Below are 18,353 nucleotides of genomic sequence, written 5' to 3'. Positions count from 1 at the left end.
GTGTCGGTCTCGACGGTCCCGCGGAACCCGGCGGCGCCGGTTCCCGACTCTCCGGGAGCATCCGCTCCCGCCCACGGCTTGACAGCGTAGGTAAGCCTTGGCTAAGTTTCACGTGTCGCTTCGTGGTGGGAGCGGCGCGTCAGTTCGGGACGAGGGCCCGGTCGCTCGACCACGGCGACCGGGCCCTCACATATTTCCGGCTCCTCACGCGTCCGGGTGGGCCAGCGCCCGGTACACCGGCCGCAACGCGTCGGTCAGTCGCCCGCCGCCGGACCGCAGTGACGGCTCGGGCACCTGGTCCAGCACCGCGCCCGGCTCGGTGTCCGGCGGCCGCGGGGGAGCGGACCCCGCCGCGCCCTCCCAGAAGCTGTCCAGCAGGTCCGCCAGCGGCGCCGGCCCGGCCGGTCCGGACGGGCCGTCGCCACTGTCGCGCTCGGCCCGCAACCGCTCCAGCAGCGTGTCCCGGTCGCGTCCGCGCAGCGTGAGCAGGGTGAACGGGTCGGTGTCGCAGCGCTCGGCCAGCACGTAGAACACCGCGGCCAGGTGCTTGCACGGCACCGTGTGGTCCGGGCACGAGCAGTCCTGCGACAGGTCGGCGCCCGCGGCCGGGAACAACGAGAGCTCCAGGCCGTTGAGCAGCTCCTCGATCTCCGGGGGCACGGTCCCCGACAGCAGGGCCGCGGTGTACCAGGCGTCGGCGGCCAGGGCCTGCTCCACGCGCCGCCACTGCGTCTTGTCCCAGACCCCCAGCCCGATCCGGACCCGGTACGGCTGCGGCCGGGTGCCCTGCACCAGCGCGACCACGGCGCCCGCGTCGACGTCGAGGGACACGATCTGCCCCGACCGGGCGTAGCTGCGGCCACGCGAGAGCCGCCCGCCGACGCCGAGCCGCTCCAGCACCGCCAGGAACCGCGCCGACCACCAGGTCCGGGCGACCGCGCCCCTCGACGCGTGGATCCGGATCCCGCCCTCGACGCGGCGCGGCGGCCCACCGGTGAAGTCCTCCTGCGCCCAGAACGGCCGGTCACTCATCGGCGTCGCCCGTCTCCTCGTCGGGGTCGGCCACCGCGTCCGAGCCGAGCGCGAACACCGCACGCAGCTCGGAGGTCGACAGCGACGTCAGCCAGTCCTCCCCGCCGGTCACCACCATGTCCGACAGCGACCGCTTCGCCGTGACCAGATCCTCGATCCGCTCCTCGACCGTCCCCGGGCACACGAACCGGCGCACCTGCACCGCGCGCCGCTGCCCGATCCGGAACGCCCGGTCGGTGGCCTGGTCCTCCACCGCCGGGTTCCACCACCGGTCCAGGTGGATCACGTGGTTCGCCGCGGTGAGCGTGAGCCCGGTGCCGCCCGCGCGCAGCGAGAGCAGGAACAGCGACGGTCCCTCCCCGGACTGGAACCGGGCGACCATCTCGTCGCGCCGCTTCTTCGGGGTGCCGCCGTGCAGGTAGAGCACCTCGGTGTCGAACCGCGCCGACAGGTGCGGGCGCAGCATCGCGGCGAACTCGGTGTACTGGGTGAACAGCAGCGCCCGGTCCCCGGCGGCGAGCACCGGCTCCAGGATCTCCTCCAGCCGGGCGACCTTGCCCGAGCGGTGCCGCCCGCCGCTGCGGTGGATCGGGGACCCGTCGTGCAGCAGCTGCGCGGGGTGGTTGCAGACCTGCTTTAGCTTGCTCATCGCGGCCAGCACGTTGCCGCGGCGCTCGATGCCGTCGCTGCCCTCGATCTTCTCCATCATGTCGTCGACGACGGTCCGGTACAGCGACGCCTGCTCCCGGGTGAGCCGGTGGTCGGCCACGATCTCGATCTTCTCCGGCAGGTCGTCGATCACCGTGGGGTCGGTCTTCACCCGCCGCAGCAGGTAGGGCCGGGTGATCCGGCGCAGCATGCGGGCCGTCCCGGCGTCGCGGTGGCGCTCGATCGGCACCGCGAACCGCTGCCGGAACACCTCCGGCACCCCGAGCACGCCGGGGTTGAGGAAGTCCATCACCGACCACAGCTCGGCCAGCCGGTTCTCCATCGGGGTGCCGGTCAGCGCGACCCGGTGGCCGGCGTCGAACGACCGCATCGTGCGCGACGCCGCCGCGTGTGCGTTCTTGATCATCTGGGCCTCGTCGAGGACGAGCCGGTGGAACCGCCACGCCCGCAGGTCCTCGGCGTCGCGGGTCGCGGTCGCGTAGGTGGTGACGACGAGGTCGGCCTCGCCGAGCCGGGCGTGCAGGGCATCGCCGCGCGGGCGGGCGGCCCCGTGGTGGGCGTGCACCCGCAGGCCGGGTGCGAACGTCGCGGCCTCCCGCTGCCAGGTGCCGACCATCGACATCGGGCACACGATCAGGGTCGGGGCGCCGGTCGGCCCGCCGGACCGGTCGTGGGCCTCCAGGGCCAGCAGCTGGACGGTCTTGCCCAGCCCCATGTCGTCGGCCAGGCACGCCCCCAGCCCCAGCGACGACAGGAACGCCAGCCACGCCACCCCGCGCTCCTGGTAGGGGCGCAGCGTCGCGGTGAACCCCGGCGGCGACGGCACCGGCGTCAGCGTCGCCTCGGCGGTGCCCTCCAGCAGCCCCCCGAGGTGCCCGCGGGCGGACACGTCGGTCACCGGAAGCGGGGCGCCCGCCTCACCACGGGCCGCGGCCAGCACCTCGCCGACGGTGGGCGGCCGGTCCCGGTGGCGGCGCAGGAAGTCCAGCCCCTGGGCCAGCGCCTGGGCGTCGACGGCGACCCAGCGCCCGCGCAGCCGGACCAGCGGCGCCTTCGCCGCCACCAGCGCGGCGATCTCGGACTCGCCCAGCTCCTCGTCGCCGACGGCGAGCGACCAGCGGAACTCCGCCAGCTCGTCACGGCCCAGCCCGCCGCGGGTGATCACCCCCGGCGCCGGGGCCGACGACGCCGACAGCCGCAGCCCCAGCGGGCGGCGCCCGTCCCAGCCGCGCGGCAGCGCCACCCCGAACCCGGCCGAGAGCAGCGCGGGTGCGTCCCGGGTGAGGAACCGGTGGGCGCCGGTGACGTCGAGCTCGAGCCCGGTCGGGCGGGCCCGGCGCAGTGCGGGCACCAGCCCGGGCAGCACCTGCGCGGCCCGCCCCAGCTCGGCCAGCAGCACGTCCTGCGCGCCGGAGACCAGGGCGTCGGCCTCCCCGGCCCACACGCCGGCCGCGTCGAACACCAGGCTCGGGTCCTCGGTGGAGCGCAGCGCGAACTGGAGCTCCCACCGGGTGCCGTCGCCGGTCTGGTCGTCGAGGTCCGGGCCGGGGTCGGCCGGGTCGTGCAGGGTGGAGACCTCGGCGAGCCGGAACAGCGCGGTGGCGGCGCCGGGCTGCTCACGGCCGACGTCGTCCCAAACGGCCAGTGCCTCGCGCAGCACCCGCAGCCCGGCACCGGTCGCGGGCAGGTCCGCCGACGGGCCGGTCAGCGCGTGCAGCAGCGACGCCGGGGCGTCCGCGCGGGCGGGCAGCGGGACGGGCATCGCGGCGCTGCGCCCCAGCCGCTCGCGGACGGCGGCGTCGGTGAACCGGGCCAGCGCGGCGTCGACCAGGGTGTCCGGGTCCTGCCCGGCGACGTCGCCGGGGCGACGCTGCTCGGCCCGTGCGACCGGGGGCAGCCGCCGCACCAGGTCGGCGCGGGCGACCGCGTCGAGACCCTGGACGACCGGGCGCCAGCGCGCCGCGGGCCGGCCGGACTCGGTGAGCAGCACCGGCAGCACCCGGCCGCGGGCCGCGAGCTCCTCGGCCAGCCGGGCGAGGTCGGCGAGGTGGGCGAACCCGGCGCCGTAGCGGACCTCGTCGGAGGGGTCGGTCAGCTCGGAGGGGTCGACGACGACCGCGGGCAACGTCCACGGCGCCAGCGTCGGCGTGCCCCGGCTCCGGGTGCGCGGCCGGGACCGGACCAGGCCGGGGGAGTCCTGCGGGCCCGACGGGTGCGAGGGCAGCAGCACCGTCACCGACGCCGGCTTGCCCGGATGGATCGCGGCCAGCTCGTCCGACGGCACCGCGAACGGGTGCGGCCGCGCCGTGCGCAGCGACCGGCGGTCGGTGCGGGGGGTGCGCTCGCCGTCCTCCGCCCACAGCAGGACGCCCCGGGTGGGGGAGTGCAGGGCGTGGACGACGAACACACCCCCACGCTAGAGGCGACCCCCGACAGCGACCGCGTGCAGGAGCCCGGCCGCGGCCGCGCACGCCTCGTCGGTGATCACGTGCTCGTCGCCGTCGTCGATCCGCAGGTCCACCCGCGCACCGCCGGCGACCAGCAGCGATGCGGTCTCGGTGACCCGGTGCGCGGGCACCCACGGGTCGTGCGAGATCGACCGCAGCACCGCCGGGGTCGGGGCCAGCGCCCCGGCCGGTGGCGCCGGGACCGGCTCCGGACCGACGAACCCGCCGGTGAACAGCACCAGTCCCGCGCACGGGCGCGGGTCGCGCACCAGCAGGTGGTGCGCGGCCAGGCAGGCGCCCTGGGAGAACCCCCACAGCACCACCCGGTCCCGGCCGACACCGGCGTCGGCGAGCCGGGCCAGCTCGTCGTCGACGATGCCCAGGGCACGCAGCAGCGCGTCGCGGTTCTCGTCGAACGGCTCCAGGAACGGTTTCGGGTACCAGCTGCCGCCCGGCGCCGGCGGCGCGACGAACCGGGCGGGCACGTCCCCGAACCGGGCCGCGGTGGCCCGCATGTCGTCGGGGTCGCGGCCCCGCCCGTGCAGGGCGAGCACGACCAGCGGCGCGTCCGGATCCCCCCAGGTCGCCATCAGTCCTCGATCGGTTCCAGCTTGGCGAAGATCTCCTCGCGCCGGTGCTCGAACTGCTCGGGCAGCTGGAACCGGGTCCCGAGCTCCTGCGGGGACTCGTCGCAGGTCCAGCCGCCCTCGTCGTGGGTGACGGCCAGCTCGAACAGCGCCCCGCTCGGCGTCCGGACGTAGACGCTCTTGAAGTACTTGCGGTCCTTGAGCTCGGAGATGTCGGTGTAGCCGGCGCCCTCGATGTCGAACTTCACCGCGTCCTGGTTCGCCAGGTCGGACACGTTCCACGCGAAGTGGTGGTAGGTGCCCGCGCCGTAGCGCCAGGTGCCCTGGTCATCGCGGCGGTTGACGGTGATCTCCAGGTGGTTGCCGACCTTCGCGTCGCCGATCCGCAGGCCGAACACGTCGCCGTCCTCGACGGGGGCGCCCTGGGCGAAGAACGAGGTGTCGGCGAACTCGACCATCCGGTCCGGGGTGGTCATGTGCACCCCGACGCCGTGGATGCCGTGGATCGCGTGCTCACCGGGCACACCGTTGCCCTCGTAGCCGCGCCGCGGGTCGCCGGTGGTGCCGACGAACTGGTACTCGATGCCCGACGGGTGCCGGAACGCCAGGCGGCGCCGGTCGAAGCGCTCCAGGTCGGTCGCCTCGACGTCGTGCGAGCGCAGCCGCGCCGACCAGTAGTCCAGCGAGTCCTCGGGCACCGACAGCAGCACCTCGCGGGCCTGGTTGGTGCCGCGGGTGCCGAACTGGCCCGCCTGCGCCCACGGGAACGTGGTGACGACGCTGGACGGGTCGCCGTCGGCGTTGGAGTAGTAGAGGTGGTAGATCGGCAGCGAGCCGTCGAACAGGACGGTGCGCTTGATGAAGCGCATGCCGAGGATCTTCGTGTGGAAGTCGACGTCCTCCTGGGCGCCGGCGACGGACAGGGTCACATGGTGCGAGCCTTCGACATGAGCCACGTGCCCGACGCTAGGAACACTGCGGCCGCGGCACATCGCCGACGGGCGCAGACCGCTGTCGCCCGCGTGCACGCCCGCACAGGCCCGGCGGGCGGCTACGGCGTGACTAGGCTGGGTGCGGCCACCAGCACGACCAGGAGCCGCCGATGACGACCGTCGCCGACCGTCCCACCGACTCCGGACCCGGCTCCGTCCCCGGACCGGACGGCGTCTCCTTCACCACCGTCACCGGTGACCTGCCCACTCCCGGCGACGAGCGGCTCGTGCTGGTCGTGGCGCTCGCGGGCAGTGCCCTGCTCGGCGACGGTGAGCCGCTGGTCCCCGGGCGGTGGGCGCTGCTGGACCCGGCCCACCCGGGGACCCCCACCGCGGACCGGGCGTTCCGCGCGCTGTGCGTGCGGTTCCCGCGCGACCGCGTCGAGCCCCGCGGCGAGCCGCTCACCGGGGTGGCGGGCACCGCCTTCGACGCCGGCCCCGGCCTGGCCGGCTACGTCTGCGACACCCTGTGCCACCTCGACGCGCACCGGCTCGCGATGGGTCCGCACGCCGCCGTCGCGGTGCGGCACGCCGTGGACCTGGTCGGGGTGCTGCTGCGGAGCACCGCCGGCGCCGAGCCCGCCCCGCACTGCGACCTGCTGGACCGGATCAAGGCCCACGTCGAGGCGCACCTCGGCGACCCGGACCTCGCGCCCGCCGGGATCGCCGCCGCGCACTTCGTCTCCGCGCGCCACCTGCACAACCTGTTCGCGGGGACCGGCACGAGCGCCGCGGCCTGGATCCGCGCGCGGCGGGTCGAGATGTGCCGGCGCGACCTGGCCGACCCCGCACTGGCCGACGTGCCCGCCGCGGCGATCGGGTCGCGGTGGGGGTTCCGCGGGCCGTCGCACTTCGGGCAGGTGTTCAAACGCGCGACGGGCCTGACCCCGGCGGCCTACCGGGAGGGCGCCCGCTCGGCGAGCAGCTCGTCGAGCTGCTCGTAGCCCTCGTTCACCCCGACGTCCATCCCCGAGGCGAGCATCGCGTCGCGGGCGGCGAACGAGTCGTAGAGCGACTCCGCGACCAGCCGGGTCCGCCCGCCGGGCAGCGGGGTCAGGGTCATCGTCTCCAGGCAGACGCTGTCGCCGAAGCCCTCGAAGGTGAAGGTCTGCACGATCCGCTCGGGGGCTCGGACCTCGTGGAACGAGCCGAAGAAGCGGTACTCGCCGCCCTCGTCGGCGTGGGTGTAGCGGTAGCCGCCGCCGGTCGCGGCGTCCCAGCGGTGCACGGTCATCGTCAGCCCGCGCGGGCCCAGCCAGCGCACGACCTTGTCCTCGTCGACGTGGGCGTCGAAGACCCGCTCCGGCGGGGCGTCGAACTCGCGGGTGATGCGGATGGCGGGCAGGTCGTCGACGGTGTCGATGGCCGTGCCGCGGGTACCGGTGGTGCTCATGCCGTCTCCTCGTGCTCGGTGGGTGCGCCCTCGGCGAGCAGGTCGTCGAGGCGCGCGTAGCGCTCCTCCACCTGCCGCCGGTACCGCTCGATCCAGGCCGTCATCAGGTCGAAGACCTCCGCCTCGAGGTGCACCGGACGGCGCTGGGCCTGCCGGCTGCGCCGGACCAGCCCCGCGTCCTCCAGTACCCGGATGTGCTTGGAGACGGCCTGCACGGAGACGTCGTAGGGCTCGGCCAGCTCGTTCACGGTCGCGTCGGCCGTCGCCAGCCGGGCCACCATGTCGCGCCGGATCGGGTCCGCCAGTGCGGCGAAGACCCGGTTCAGCCGGTCCTCCACGTCTCCTCCTCGTTCAACCTCTCGATTGAATACACCGTAGCGCCGGGAGGGCCCGTACTCAACCCGTCAGTTGAACGAGCCGGGGAGGGAGCCGTGCGGCACGTAGTCCGACGGCACCACGCCGAGGCGGCCGCGCTGGTAGTCCTCGAACGCCTGCTGCACCTCCTCGCGGGTGTTCATCACGAACGGGCCCGCCCACGCGACGGGCTCGCGGATCGGCTGCCCGCCCAGCACCACCACGTCCAGCGACGGGTGACGGGACTCCTGCCCCGTGCCGCCCTCGACGGTGATCAGGTCCCCGGGGCCGAACACGGCGAGCTGGCCGGTGCGGACCGGGCGCCGGTCCGCACCGACGGTGCCGGACCCGTTCAGCACGTAGACCAGCGCGTTGTAGGGCCGCGGCCAGGGCAGCCGCAGCTGCGCGCCGGGGGAGACGGTCGCGTGCACCATCGCCATCGGGGTGTGGGTCGAGCCCGGTCCGGACGCGCCCGCCACGTCGCCGGCGATCACCCGCAGCAGCGCGCCGCCGTCGGGCGTGGTGACCAGGGCGGCCTCACCGCCGCGCAGGTCCTGGTACTTCGGCGGCAGCCACTTGTCCGCGCGCGGGAGGTTCACCCACAGCTGCAGGCCGTGGAACAGCCCGCCGCTGCGCACCAGCGACTCCGGCGGGCGCTCGATGTGCAGCAGGCCCGAGCCGGCGGTCATCCACTGGGTGTCGCCGTCGGTGATCGTCCCGCCGCCGCCGTGGCTGTCACCGTGCTCGAAGGTCCCGTCGATGATGTAGGTGACGGTCTCGAAGCCGCGGTGCGGGTGCCAGGAGGTGCCCTTCGGCTCGCCCGGGGCGTACTCGACCTCGCCCATCTGGTCCATGTGCAGGAACGGGTCGAGATCGCGCAGGTCCACCCCCTGGAAGGCACGGCGGACCGGGAAGCCCTCGCCCTCGTACCCGCGCGGGGCGGTGGTGACGCTGCGGACGCCCCGGTCCAGGTCGGTCGGGCCCGGGACGGGCACGCGAGGCAGGGCGCTGACGTCGGCGACGGAGACGGCGGGCATCGGGACCTCCACGGTCGGTGGTTGTTGCACGGTCAACGACCGCGCTGGCGCCCCGATTCCCGGGAGGCCAGACTGATCGCCATGACGGAGCTGTCGACGGTGTTGTCGGACATGTCGTTCCTCGAGGGGCCACGCTGGCACGACGGGAGGATCTGGGTCAGCGACTTCTACACCCACCGGGTCCTCTCGGCCCGCGCCGACGGGTCGGACCTGCGCACCGAGGCCGAGGTGCCCCAGCAGCCCTCCGGTCTGGGCTGGCTGCCCGACGGCAGGCTGCTGATCGTGTCCATGCGGGACCGGCGGATCCTGCGCCGCGAGACCGACGGCACCCTCGTCACCCACGCCGACCTGTCCGGCCACGCCGAGCACGTGCTCAACGACATGATCGTCGACGACGGCGGCGGCCTCTGGGTGGGCAGCTTCGGCTTCGACCTGATGAACGGCGCCCCGCGCGCCGCCGCGCCGCTGCTGCGCGTCGCGCCGGACGGTTCCGTGTCGGTGGCGAGCGAGCCGCTGCACTTCGCGAACGGACCCGCGCTGTCCGGTGGGGACCTCGTCGTCGCCGAGACCTTCGGCAACCGGATGTCCGCCTTCGCGGTCGGCGACGACGGCACCCTCGGCCCGCGCCGGGACTGGGCGCTGTTCGGTCCGCCGTCGGCCGCCGAGGACCCGTTCGACGCCATCGCCGAGCTCACCGTCGCCCCGGACGGCATCTCCGCCCCCGACGCGGAGGGTGCGATCTGGGTCGCCGACGCCATCGGCAACCGGGCGATCCGGGTCCGCCCCGGCGGGCTGGTCGACGGCGAGGTCTCCACCGGCCAGGTCGGCACCTACGCCTGCGCACTCGGCGGCGACGACGGCCACACCCTGTTCCTCTGCACCGCCCCCGGGTTCGCCGAGCACGAGCGCCGCGACACCCGCCTGGCGCAGCTGCTCGCCGTCCGGGTGGACGTCCCGGCGGCCTGAGCCCGTGCCCTCCCTCGACGAGACCGCCGCCCGCGCGCTGCTGACCGGCGCGCGGGTGGCGCGGCTCGCGACGATCCGCGCCACCGACGGCACCCCGCGCCTGGTGCCGGTCACCTTCGCACTCGTCGACGGGCTGGTGGTGTCGGCCGTCGACGACGTCAAGCCCAAGCGGCACCGCCGCCTCGCGCGGCTGCGCGACATCGAGGCCGACCCGCGGGTGGCCCTGCTCGCCGACCACTACGACGACGACTGGTCGCAGCTGTGGTGGGTCCGCCTGGACGCCACCTGCGCGATCCACGACGACGGCGACCTGCACGCCCGCGCCGTCGCGGCGCTCGCGGAGAGGTACGAGCCGTACGCCGCGCAGCCACCGCAGGGCCCGGTCCTGGCCCTGACCCCCACCCGCTGGACCGCCTGGACCGCCACCCCGCCCCCATGATCACGCGTCCGCGCGCGGATCCGGACCCCGCCTGCGTCCCGTCGCGCGCGCACCACGGTTCCGCGCGCGAACCCGCGATCAGGGCAGGGTGCGCAGGAACGCGGTGATCGCCTCGGCGGTCTCGTCGGGGAGCTCCAGGTGGGGCGCGTGCCCGCACGGCAGCTCGGTGACCGTGACCGGGCCGGACGCCCGCTCGGCCACCGCGCGCACGTGCACAACGGTGCCGTAGGGGTCGTCATCGCCCTGCAGACCCAGCACCGGGGCGGTGATGCCGGCCAGCGCGTCGCGGACGTCCCAGGAGGTGAACTCCTCGGCCAGCCACATGTCGTTCCACCCGCGGAACGCGGCGTCCGGGTCGTCGTGGTGGCGGGCCATCCGGGTGCGGAGGTCGCCGTCGTCGAACGCGGTGCGGGCCGCCCGGATCGCGGTGAGGGCGAACGGCTCGGTCAGCACGTGCGGGGCGAGGACCACCACCCCGCTCACCGGCATCGCCGCGGCCGCGAGCAGCGCGATCGTGCCGCCGTCGGAGTGTCCGACGAGGACCGGGCGGTCCAGACCGAGCGCGGCGCACAGGGCCGGGACGGTCGTCGCCGCCTCGGTCGCCATGAACGCCGTGGTCCGCGGGTCGCGGGGCCGGTCGGAGCGGCCGTGCCCGAGCCGGGAGTACGCGACGGCCCGGCGCCCGGACGCGGCCGCGACCCGTTCGTGGAAGCCGCGCCACAGACCGACCGAGCCGAGCCCCTCGTGCAGGAACAGCAGGGGCGCACGGCCGTCGCCGGGATCACCGGTGTCGGAGTACTCGTGGCGCAGACCGTCCAGTTCGAGCAGCGACGTCGCAGGCACATCACGATGGTAGTGCTCGCTGTTGCGCCGTCCGGAACAGTCGTGAAGGCTCGTTTGCGTGATTCCCGACCTCCGGCTGACGTCGCGTCTGCACGTCGACCTGTGCCGGATGTGGTCGTCCGCCTGTCGTTGACGCCTGCCCGCGTGTCCTGAAGCCGACCGGGACGCGGAGAGTCGACGACCCCCGAGAGGACGTGCCCCCGTGGCCGATCCGCCCGTTGCCGTACCCCGGACCAGGACGGTCCGCCTGGTCACCACCCTGCTCGCGGTACTGCTGGCCGCATCCGGCTGCGCGTCCGCCGGCGCCGACGGCCCGACCGTCCGGCTCGCCCAGTTCCCGTGGAGCGCGGCGAAGCTGACCAACGCGATCCTCGGTGAGGTCGTCGCGACCCACCCGGAGCTCGGCGTCGGGCGGCTCAAGACCATCCAGGTCGGACCCGCGACCGCCTGGGCCGGCGCCCAGCGCGGCGACGTCGACGCCCTCACCGAGGTCGCGATGCCCAACCAGTCCGAGCTGGCCGCGAAGGCGCAGGACCGGATCGGGCTGGTGCATCCGACCTACCAGGGAGCCGAGCAGGGCTGGTACGTCCCCAGCTACGCGGTCGAGCCGGGTCAGCCGCTGGCCGGGCTGACCAGCGTGACCCAGCTGAACGACTACGCCGACGCCCTCGGCAACCGGCTCGTCGACTCCGACCCCAGCTTCCTCACCACCGAGTACAACGCGAAGCGCCTCGCCGGCTACCGGCTGGACCTGGAGCAGGTGACCTCCAGCGAGGCCGCGCAGATCGCGGAGCTGCGCCGCGCCTACGAGCGCCGCCAGCCGATCCTGGTCTACCTGTACCGCCCGCACTACATCTTCGAGGAGCTCCGGCTGACGAAGCTGACGGAGCCGACCCCGGCACGGGAGGACTGCTACACCACCGGCGACGGCGCCTGCGCCATGCCGGCGTACTCGGCCTGGACCGCGGCGAGCCCGGACCTGGCACGCACCAGCCCCGGATTCGCGGCGATGCTGCGCCGGTTCGAGCTGCCGCTGGCCGATGTCGAGCAGATGCTCCAGCGGGTCGACGTGGACAACGAGGACGTGGAGGTGGTGGCGCGGGACTACGTGGCCGCGCACCCGGACCGCGTCCGCCAGTGGGTGGGAGCCGGAGCATGATCGAGGTACGGAACCTGACCAAGGTCTTCGGCGACGGCAGGGCCGCCGACGAGGCCGTCCGGCTGGCCGGGGAGGGCGAGGGGCGCAGCGGGATCCAGCGCCGCACCGGCGCCACCCTCGCCGTGCACGACGTGTCCTTCGACATCGCCGACGGCGAGCTGTTCGTGATCATGGGCCTGTCCGGATCGGGCAAGTCGACGCTGGTCCGGCTGCTGAACCGGCTCATCGAACCGACCTCGGGCAGCATCACCGTCGACGGCCGCGACCTCGGCTCCCTCGGCGACGCCGACCTGCGCACCCTGCGCAACGAGCGGATCGCGATGGTGTTCCAGCACTTCGCGCTGCTGCCGCACCGCACCGTCCGGCAGAACGCCGAGTACGGGCTGCAGATCCGCGGCGTCGACGCCCGCACCCGCCGGGAGAAGGCGGAGTGGGCGCTGGAGCAGGTCGGCCTCGGCGAGCGCGCCGACGCGCTGCCCGGCCAGCTCTCGGGCGGTATGCAGCAACGCGTCGGGCTCGCCCGGGCGCTGGCCAGCGACACCGACGTGCTCCTGATGGACGAGCCCTACTCCGCGCTGGACCCGCTGATCCGGCGCGACATGCAGCAACTGCTCGTCCGTCTGCAGCGGGACCTGAAGAAGACCATCGTGTTCATCACCCACGACCTCAACGAGGCCATGCTGCTCGGCGACCGCATCCTGCTGCTCAAGGACGGCCGCCTGGTCCAGGTCGGCACCGGACCGCAGATCCTGGAGTCCCCGGCCGACGACTACGTCGCCGAGTTCGTCTCCGACGTCGACCGCAGCCGGGTGCTCACCGCCGCCGACGTGATCCGCGAGGCCCGCATCACCGTGACCCTCGACGAGCGCCCCGCCGACGTGCTGGTCCGGCTCGGCCGGGCCGAGGCGACCGGCGCCTACGTCGTCGACGACGACCACCGCATCCTCGGCGTCGTCCGCGACGACTGGCTCGGCCACGCCGCGGGACGGGGCGCCACCGGCATCGACCGGTCCGCCCTGGTCGAGGAGTACCGCACCACCGAACCGGACCGGCCGCTCATCGACCTGCTGCACCAGGTCGGACGCAACCCGGTCCCGCTCGCGGTCGTCGACGACGGCCGCCTCACCGGCGTCGTCCCGCGGGGTGCCGTGCTCGCCGCCCTGTCGACCCACGACGAGGCCGCCGCCGACGGGAGGAACGCCTGATGCCCAGGTTCGAGTTCGGGAGCTACGTCGAGGCGTTCATCCTCTGGCTGCTGCAGAACGCCGGGGTCGTGTTCGACGCCATCGGGGTCGCGATCACTGCCGTCGTCGAGGCCGTGACCTCGGTCTTCACCGCCCCGGTGTGGTGGGTCTGGCTGGTACTGCTCGTGGCGCTCGCGCTGCTCGTGCGCGGGGTCGGGTTCGCGGTGTTCACCCTGGTCGGCTTCCTCCTCGTGTCCTCGTTCGACCTGTGGACCGAGACGATGGAGACCTTCGGCCTGGTGCTCGTCGCGGCGCTGATCGCGGTGGCGATCGGTGTGCCGCTGGGCATCTGGGCCGCCCGCAGCCGCGCGGCGAGCCGGACGCTGCGCCCGGTCCTCGACCTGGCACAGACGGTCCCGGCGTTCGTCTACCTGATCCCGGTGGTGCTGCTGTTCGGCATCGGCGTGGTGCCGGGCGTCGTCGCGACGATCGTGTTCTCGATCGCGCCGGCGGTCCGGCTCACCGAGCTGGGCATCCGGGGTGTCGACGGTGAGGTCGTGGAGGCCGCGCACGCGTTCGGGGCGCACCCGCGTCAGATCCTGCGCGAGGTGCAGCTGCCGATGGCGCTGCCCTCGATCATGGCCGGCGTCAACCAGGTGATCATGCTGGCGTTGTCGATGGTGGTCGTCGCGGGCCTGGCCGGTGCCGACGGGCTGGGCACGACGGTGGTCAGCGCGGTCACCCAGCTCGACATCGCGACCGGCGTCGAGGGCGGGCTCGCCGTCGTCATCGTGGCGATCTTCCTCGACCGGTTCACCTCGGCACTGGCCGAACGCCCCGAGGGGAGCCTGCTCGCGCGGCTGCGCGCCCGCCGTCCGCAGAAGGCCGCGGCGCCGGCCGCCGAGCACACCTCCCCGGCTCCGGCCGGTTCCGCGGTGAGCGGCGCGAACGCCTGACCGGGCGCCGCCTCGGCCCCGCCGGCGCCGGAAGATCACCGGTTATGGAGCGATCCGTTCGCGACGCGGGCGCCATCCTCCACAACCGGTGATCACCGCCGTGCCTCCCGCGGGGATCCGGACGTGGGAGCGCGTGGTCCCGCGCTACCGGCCGGTGCCGGGGTCCCGGGCGGGCAGCCCCCGGACGAGGACGTCGAGGAAGACCGCGAAGTGCGGCGTCCCCGCGCCGGGGTGCTGGGCGTTCTCGACGGCGGCCAGCCAGCCGACCGTGCACGTGACGAAGATCTGCCAGCTCTGCTCGGCCATCGCCCCGTCGACGCCGTCGCGGACCAGCGCCGTGACGACGGTGTCCCGGATCCGCTCCACCGACGGCCCGTGGTGGCGGTGCGGCCGGGACAGGTGGGTGGCGTAGCCGGGCAGGGCGAGGAACTCGTCGTGCATGGCCCACCCCAGGCGTCGCAGGAGCTCCGGGGCGGTCGGTGGTTCCCCGGCGGCGCCGTCGATCCTGCGCACGACGCGGTCGACCAGGGTCCCGCTGACCAGGTCGACCAGCTCGTCGCGGGTGCGCACCCAGCGGTAGAGCGCCCCGTGGGTGACCTGCAACCGCGCGGCCACCTCGCGCACGGTCATCGTGTCGAGGTTCGCGGTGGCGGCGACCGCCTCGACGATCGCGTCGCGGCTGATCCGCGCCGGGCGGCCCGGCGGTCGCTTCGCTGCGGGCTCCTCCGGCGTCCGGGTCATGCCCCGGACTCTAGGACGTGACCGGTCCCTCGTCCGGCGGCGGCGGTCGGGGCTCGACCCGGTTCCCGCGCCGGTTAGTATCCAATGGTTACTAACTGGCGTCGGCGGGAGAGCGGGGAGCGGTATGACGATCACGGGAACGGCCACGGACGCGGTCCGGGGCACGGTGGCCGACGGGTTCGAGCCCGTGCGGGACGCGTTCGCCGCGCTGCTCGCGGCGGAGGGGGCGCCGCTCGACGCCCAGGTCGCGGCCCGGTACCGGGGGCGCCCGGTGGTGGACCTGTGGGCCGGGCCGGAGACCGGGCCCGACTCGCTGCAGGGCATCTACTCGGCGTCCAAGGGCGTGACCCACCTCCTGGTCGCGCTGCTCGTCCAGCAGGGCGTCCTCGACCTGGACGAGCGGGTCGCGCACTACTGGCCGGAGTTCGCTACCGGTGGGAAGCAGGACCTGCTGCTGCGCGAGCTGCTCGCCCACCAGGCGGGCCTGGTCGGCACACCCGAGGGCTTCTCCGTCGACGAGCTCTCCGACGACCACCTGGTCGCCGAGCGGCTCGGCGCGCAGCGCCCGTTCTGGCGTCCCGGCACGTCGTCGGGCTACCACGCCCTGGTGGAGTCGGCCCTCACCGGCGAGGTCGTCCGCCGCGCCACCTCGGCCGAGGTCGGCGCGCTCGTCCGCGAGCTGCTGACCGGGCCGCTGGGCCTGGACCTGCACCTCGGGCTGCCCGCGGAGGACGAGCGGCGGTTCCTCGCCCCCCAGCCCATGATCGCCACGCCCGAGCGGCTGCGGGAGCTCGCCGCGGGCGCGGGTGCACCGGACGGTCTCCCCGGGATCGCGTTCAACCGCAGGCACCCCGACGGCTGCGAGGTGTGGGAGCTGCCCGCCCACCCGGTCGTCCGTTCCCGCGGGCCGGCCTCGCTCGGCGGGATCGGGACCGCCCGCGCGCTCGCGACGCTCTACGCCGCGGCGACCGGCCCGGTCGACGGCCGCCCCGCGCTGCTCCGCCCGGACACCCTCGCCGCGTTCGCCCAGATCCAGACCGCCGGGTTCGACCTGGTCCTGCGCCGGCACAAGGCGTGGGCGGTCGGGTTCCACGTCTCCTCGGAGGTCTACCCGATGCTCGCGGCCGGGTCGTTCGGCCACAGCGGAGCTGGCGGCCAGCAGGCGCTCGCCGACCCGCGCAACGAGCTGTCCTATGCCTTCCTGCGCCGCCGCTTCCTCGTCCCGAGCCAGGCCGACGCCGACCACGCCCGGCTGCTGACGGCGCTGCTCCGGTCCGTCCGCGAGTCGGGCGCCGCGGCCTGAGTCAGCTGTCGAGCCGGGCGGCCAGCCGGGCCGGGGCCACGCAGCGCCACGCGTCGGTCACGATCTCGGTGATCTCGTCGCGGTCGGCGGCGTCGGGGCCGGTGCCGTCGAGCACCACCCCGAGCCAGCCGCGGTGGCCGACATAGGCGGGCCGGAAGAACCGGGCCGGGTCCTCGGCGACCAGCTCGGCCTGCACGCCCGGCGGCGCGGCGCACCAGAACGCCAGGTGCGGGTGGCCGTGGTGGTGCTCGGCGTAGGAGACGAACATCTTCCGCACGAACCACGACGGCGACCCGTGGCTGACCTTCTCGGTCACCTCGGGCAGGGACAGGCAGATCTCCCGCAGCCACGGCAGCGGGTCGGCGGGGTCCGGGTGGCGTGCGGTCACGGGCGCCCCGGGGACGGCCGGTAGGTCCCCACGCTCCACGTGTTGCCCTCCGGGTCGGCGACGGCGCACTCGCGCGAACCGTAGTCCTGGTCGACCGGCGCCATGGTGATCTCCGCGCCGGCAGCGGCCGCGCGGGCGTGCACCGCGTCCGGGTCGTCGCAGGTCAGGTAGATCACGGCGCGACCGGTGTCGAAGCGGTCGCCCCCGGCGCGGCGCGGTCCGATCAGGACCAGGCCGGTGTCGTCGCCGTCGTCCCAGGCGAGCTCGGCGTGGGCGACCCCGCCGTCGTCGCCGGTGTGGACGGCGACCTCCCGGAAGCCGAGCGCGGTGGTGAGGAACGCGATCGCGGCGCGGGGGTCGTCGTAGCGGAGGGTGGGGTGGATGCTCATGACGCCCGATCCTGACCGGGACGCGGCGGTGCGTCTTGAAGCAATGGGAACTGCTCGGCCCGGAACGCGGCGGGTGTGATCCCCGCGAGCGCCCGGAACTCGCGGGTGAGGTGGGCCTGGTCGGCGTAGCCGCAGCCGGCGGCGACCACGGCGAGCGGTGCCCGCCCGGCCCCGACCAGCTCCGCGGCGCGCGCGAAGCGCAGCACCCGGCGGACGGTCCCGGGCGCGAGACCGACCTGGGTCCGGAACCGGGACTGCAGGTGGCGGCGGCTCCAGCCGGTCTCGGCGGCCAGCTCCGCGACGCCGACCCGGCCCGCGGTCGCACTGAGCCGGTCCCAGGCGTAGCGCACCTCGGGTGCGGGGACGCGGGCCCGGTCGTCCAGGAGCCGGTCCGCGAGCAGCGCGCTGACCAGCGCGAACCGGCCGTCCCAGGTCGGCTCGGCGGCCAGCCGGGCGGGCAGCGCGGCGAGCACGGGGTCGTCGAGCTCGTCGAGGCGGGGCACCGTGCCGCCGGGCAGCGCCCGCCCGCCGAGGAGGGTGTAGGTCGCCGCCGGGGTCAGGTCCACCTGCACCCCGGCCTGCGGGCCGGTGAACTCGGTCAGCACCCAGGTGTCGCTCAGGCCGCCGACGAACGCGGCCGCCGACCCGGTCCCGACGGCCGGCCCGGACAGCGTCAGCGGGTGCAGCCCCAGGATCAGCGCGGTCCCGGCGGACGGCGGCTGGCGACGACGCAGGGGAGCGGCGGCGTGCTCGCGGTAGCCGAGGTAGCGCAGCACGTGCCCGTGCAGCGCGGCGGGCGGTCGCCCCGGCACGTACTCGGCGGACATGGACGATGTTGTACCCCCACTCCTCATCCGGCGGCCAGCGCGACCGCCAGGCCGAGCATCACCGTGGCGACGACGCCGTCGAGCACCCGCCACGCCGTCGGCCGGGCGAACAGCCCCGCGAGCCGCGCCGCGCCGAAGCCGAGCCCGGAGAACCAGGTCAGGCTGGCCACGACCACCCCGGCGCCGAACGCCCACCGGCCGTCGTCGCCGTGCGCGGCGGCCAGCGACCCGAGCACCAGCAGGTCCAGCATCATGTGCGGGTTGAGGAAGGTCAGGGCCGCCGCGCTCCCCAGGACGGGCACGAGGGGCCGGGCCGAGCCGTGGGGGTCGGCGTCGAGCGCACCGGGCCGGAGGGCGCGCCGCAGCGCCAGCAGGCCGTAGCCGGTCAGCCACACGACGCCGCCCCAGCGCACCACCTCGACCAGCCCCGGTACGCGGTCGACGAGCAGCCCGACGCCCGCGACCGCCGCGGTCACCAGCACCAGGTCGGCCAGCACGCAGAACACCACCACCGCCGGCACGTGCTCGCGTCGCAGCCCCTGCCGCAGCACGAACGCGTTCTGCGCCCCGATCGCCGCGATCAGCGACAGTCCCGTCCCGAATCCCGCCAGCACACTCACGCCACCGACGCTAGGCCGATCGCATCA

The 18,353-nt window shown here is 74.8% G+C and carries 20 protein-coding genes; 7 read left to right on the top strand and 13 right to left on the bottom strand.

Going from position 1 to position 18,353, the window contains the following annotated elements:
• Positions 1 to 204: 204 nt before the first annotated feature.
• Genes KPL57_RS49950 through KPL57_RS49935 form a run of 4 tightly spaced genes read right to left on the bottom strand, consistent with a single transcriptional unit; the run spans position 205 to position 5,691 of the window.
• Positions 205 to 1,032 (bottom strand): SWIM zinc finger family protein, encoded by an 828-nt coding sequence (locus KPL57_RS49950; RefSeq protein ID WP_226357425.1) that lies wholly within the window; start codon positions 1,030 to 1,032, stop codon positions 205 to 207.
• Positions 1,025 to 4,108 (bottom strand): DEAD/DEAH box helicase, encoded by a 3,084-nt coding sequence (locus KPL57_RS49945; protein WP_226357424.1) that lies wholly within the window; start codon positions 4,106 to 4,108, stop codon positions 1,025 to 1,027. The genes KPL57_RS49950 and KPL57_RS49945 overlap by 8 nt, the downstream gene beginning before the upstream one ends.
• Before the next feature lie 9 nt (positions 4,109 to 4,117).
• Complete coding sequence (locus tag KPL57_RS49940; protein ID WP_226357423.1) at positions 4,118 to 4,738, bottom strand: alpha/beta hydrolase; 621 nt, start codon at positions 4,736 to 4,738, stop codon at positions 4,118 to 4,120.
• Positions 4,738 to 5,691 (bottom strand): VOC family protein, encoded by a 954-nt coding sequence (locus tag KPL57_RS49935; protein WP_226357422.1) that lies wholly within the window; start codon positions 5,689 to 5,691, stop codon positions 4,738 to 4,740. Before KPL57_RS49935 ends, KPL57_RS49940 begins: the two co-directional genes overlap by 1 nt.
• Positions 5,692 to 5,837: 146 nt before the next feature.
• Between KPL57_RS49935 and KPL57_RS49930 the strand changes: the two genes are divergently transcribed.
• The gene (locus KPL57_RS49930; protein WP_226357421.1) at positions 5,838 to 6,671 is read left to right on the top strand and encodes a helix-turn-helix domain-containing protein; all 834 of its coding nucleotides are present in this window, start codon (positions 5,838 to 5,840) and stop codon (positions 6,669 to 6,671) included.
• Here the strand turns inward: KPL57_RS49930 and KPL57_RS49925 are convergent.
• The 3 genes from KPL57_RS49925 to KPL57_RS49915 all read right to left on the bottom strand — a co-directional run bounded on the left by KPL57_RS49925 (position 6,623) and on the right by KPL57_RS49915 (position 8,511).
• The gene (locus KPL57_RS49925) at positions 6,623 to 7,120 is read right to left on the bottom strand and encodes an SRPBCC family protein (RefSeq protein WP_226357420.1); all 498 of its coding nucleotides are present in this window, start codon (positions 7,118 to 7,120) and stop codon (positions 6,623 to 6,625) included. The two genes, KPL57_RS49930 and KPL57_RS49925, sit on opposite strands and share 49 nt — an antisense overlap.
• Positions 7,117 to 7,458 (bottom strand): helix-turn-helix transcriptional regulator, encoded by a 342-nt coding sequence (locus tag KPL57_RS49920; RefSeq protein WP_226357419.1) that lies wholly within the window; start codon positions 7,456 to 7,458, stop codon positions 7,117 to 7,119. The genes KPL57_RS49925 and KPL57_RS49920 overlap by 4 nt, the downstream gene beginning before the upstream one ends.
• A 66-nt stretch (positions 7,459 to 7,524) precedes the next feature.
• Positions 7,525 to 8,511: a pirin family protein gene (locus KPL57_RS49915; RefSeq protein ID WP_226357418.1), complete on the bottom strand. Its 987-nt coding sequence runs from the start codon at positions 8,509 to 8,511 to the stop codon at positions 7,525 to 7,527.
• 81 nt (positions 8,512 to 8,592) lie between these two features.
• Here KPL57_RS49915 and KPL57_RS49910 point away from each other — a divergent pair, with 81 nt between their 5' ends.
• Both KPL57_RS49910 and KPL57_RS49905 read left to right on the top strand, forming a co-directional pair.
• Entirely contained in the window at positions 8,593 to 9,477 is an 885-nt protein-coding gene (locus tag KPL57_RS49910) for an SMP-30/gluconolactonase/LRE family protein (protein ID WP_226357417.1), read from the top strand.
• 4 nt (positions 9,478 to 9,481) lie between these two features.
• Positions 9,482 to 9,916 (top strand): TIGR03668 family PPOX class F420-dependent oxidoreductase, encoded by a 435-nt coding sequence (locus KPL57_RS49905; protein WP_226357416.1) that lies wholly within the window; start codon positions 9,482 to 9,484, stop codon positions 9,914 to 9,916.
• Positions 9,917 to 9,994: 78 nt separating this feature from the next.
• Here KPL57_RS49905 and KPL57_RS49900 read toward each other — a convergent pair whose 3' ends face one another.
• Complete coding sequence (locus KPL57_RS49900) at positions 9,995 to 10,759, bottom strand: alpha/beta fold hydrolase (RefSeq protein ID WP_226357415.1); 765 nt, start codon at positions 10,757 to 10,759, stop codon at positions 9,995 to 9,997.
• 202 nt (positions 10,760 to 10,961) lie between these two features.
• Between KPL57_RS49900 and KPL57_RS49895 the strand changes: the two genes are divergently transcribed.
• From KPL57_RS49895 to KPL57_RS49885, 3 genes are read left to right on the top strand one after another with little or no spacing between them, the layout of a single operon-like run.
• Positions 10,962 to 11,918 (top strand): glycine betaine ABC transporter substrate-binding protein, encoded by a 957-nt coding sequence (locus KPL57_RS49895; RefSeq protein ID WP_226357414.1) that lies wholly within the window; start codon positions 10,962 to 10,964, stop codon positions 11,916 to 11,918.
• A complete protein-coding gene (locus KPL57_RS49890) occupies positions 11,915 to 13,123 on the top strand; it encodes a glycine betaine/L-proline ABC transporter ATP-binding protein (protein WP_226357413.1) in 1,209 nt (402 codons plus the stop codon). Before KPL57_RS49895 ends, KPL57_RS49890 begins: the two co-directional genes overlap by 4 nt.
• The gene (locus KPL57_RS49885; RefSeq protein WP_226357412.1) at positions 13,123 to 14,058 is read left to right on the top strand and encodes a proline/glycine betaine ABC transporter permease; all 936 of its coding nucleotides are present in this window, start codon (positions 13,123 to 13,125) and stop codon (positions 14,056 to 14,058) included. The genes KPL57_RS49890 and KPL57_RS49885 overlap by 1 nt, the downstream gene beginning before the upstream one ends.
• Before the next feature lie 144 nt (positions 14,059 to 14,202).
• Here KPL57_RS49885 and KPL57_RS49880 read toward each other — a convergent pair whose 3' ends face one another.
• A complete protein-coding gene (locus tag KPL57_RS49880) occupies positions 14,203 to 14,799 on the bottom strand; it encodes a TetR/AcrR family transcriptional regulator (protein WP_226357411.1) in 597 nt (198 codons plus the stop codon).
• A 124-nt stretch (positions 14,800 to 14,923) separates the two neighbouring features.
• Here KPL57_RS49880 and KPL57_RS49875 point away from each other — a divergent pair, with 124 nt between their 5' ends.
• Entirely contained in the window at positions 14,924 to 16,102 is a 1,179-nt protein-coding gene (locus KPL57_RS49875; protein WP_226357410.1) for a serine hydrolase domain-containing protein, read from the top strand.
• 1 nt (position 16,103) lies between these two features.
• Here KPL57_RS49875 and KPL57_RS49870 read toward each other — a convergent pair whose 3' ends face one another.
• Genes KPL57_RS49870 through KPL57_RS49855 form a run of 4 tightly spaced genes read right to left on the bottom strand, consistent with a single transcriptional unit; the run spans position 16,104 to position 18,326 of the window.
• Positions 16,104 to 16,490, bottom strand: coding sequence for an MmcQ/YjbR family DNA-binding protein (locus KPL57_RS49870; RefSeq protein ID WP_226357409.1), 387 nt, complete (start codon positions 16,488 to 16,490; stop codon positions 16,104 to 16,106).
• Positions 16,487 to 16,879, bottom strand: coding sequence for a VOC family protein (locus tag KPL57_RS49865; RefSeq protein WP_226357408.1), 393 nt, complete (start codon positions 16,877 to 16,879; stop codon positions 16,487 to 16,489). Before KPL57_RS49865 ends, KPL57_RS49870 begins: the two co-directional genes overlap by 4 nt.
• On the bottom strand, positions 16,876 to 17,706 hold the full coding sequence (locus tag KPL57_RS49860) for an AraC family transcriptional regulator (protein WP_226357407.1): 831 nt from the start codon (positions 17,704 to 17,706) through the stop codon (positions 16,876 to 16,878). Before KPL57_RS49860 ends, KPL57_RS49865 begins: the two co-directional genes overlap by 4 nt.
• A 23-nt stretch (positions 17,707 to 17,729) precedes the next feature.
• Positions 17,730 to 18,326: a LysE/ArgO family amino acid transporter gene (locus tag KPL57_RS49855; RefSeq protein WP_226357406.1), complete on the bottom strand. Its 597-nt coding sequence runs from the start codon at positions 18,324 to 18,326 to the stop codon at positions 17,730 to 17,732.
• Positions 18,327 to 18,353: the final 27 nt, after the last annotated feature.

The sequence above is a fragment of the Pseudonocardia sp. ICBG601 genome (assembly GCF_020496245.1).
Note: the sequence above shows the minus strand (reverse complement) of the source record. Positions and strands in the feature narration are given on the sequence as shown.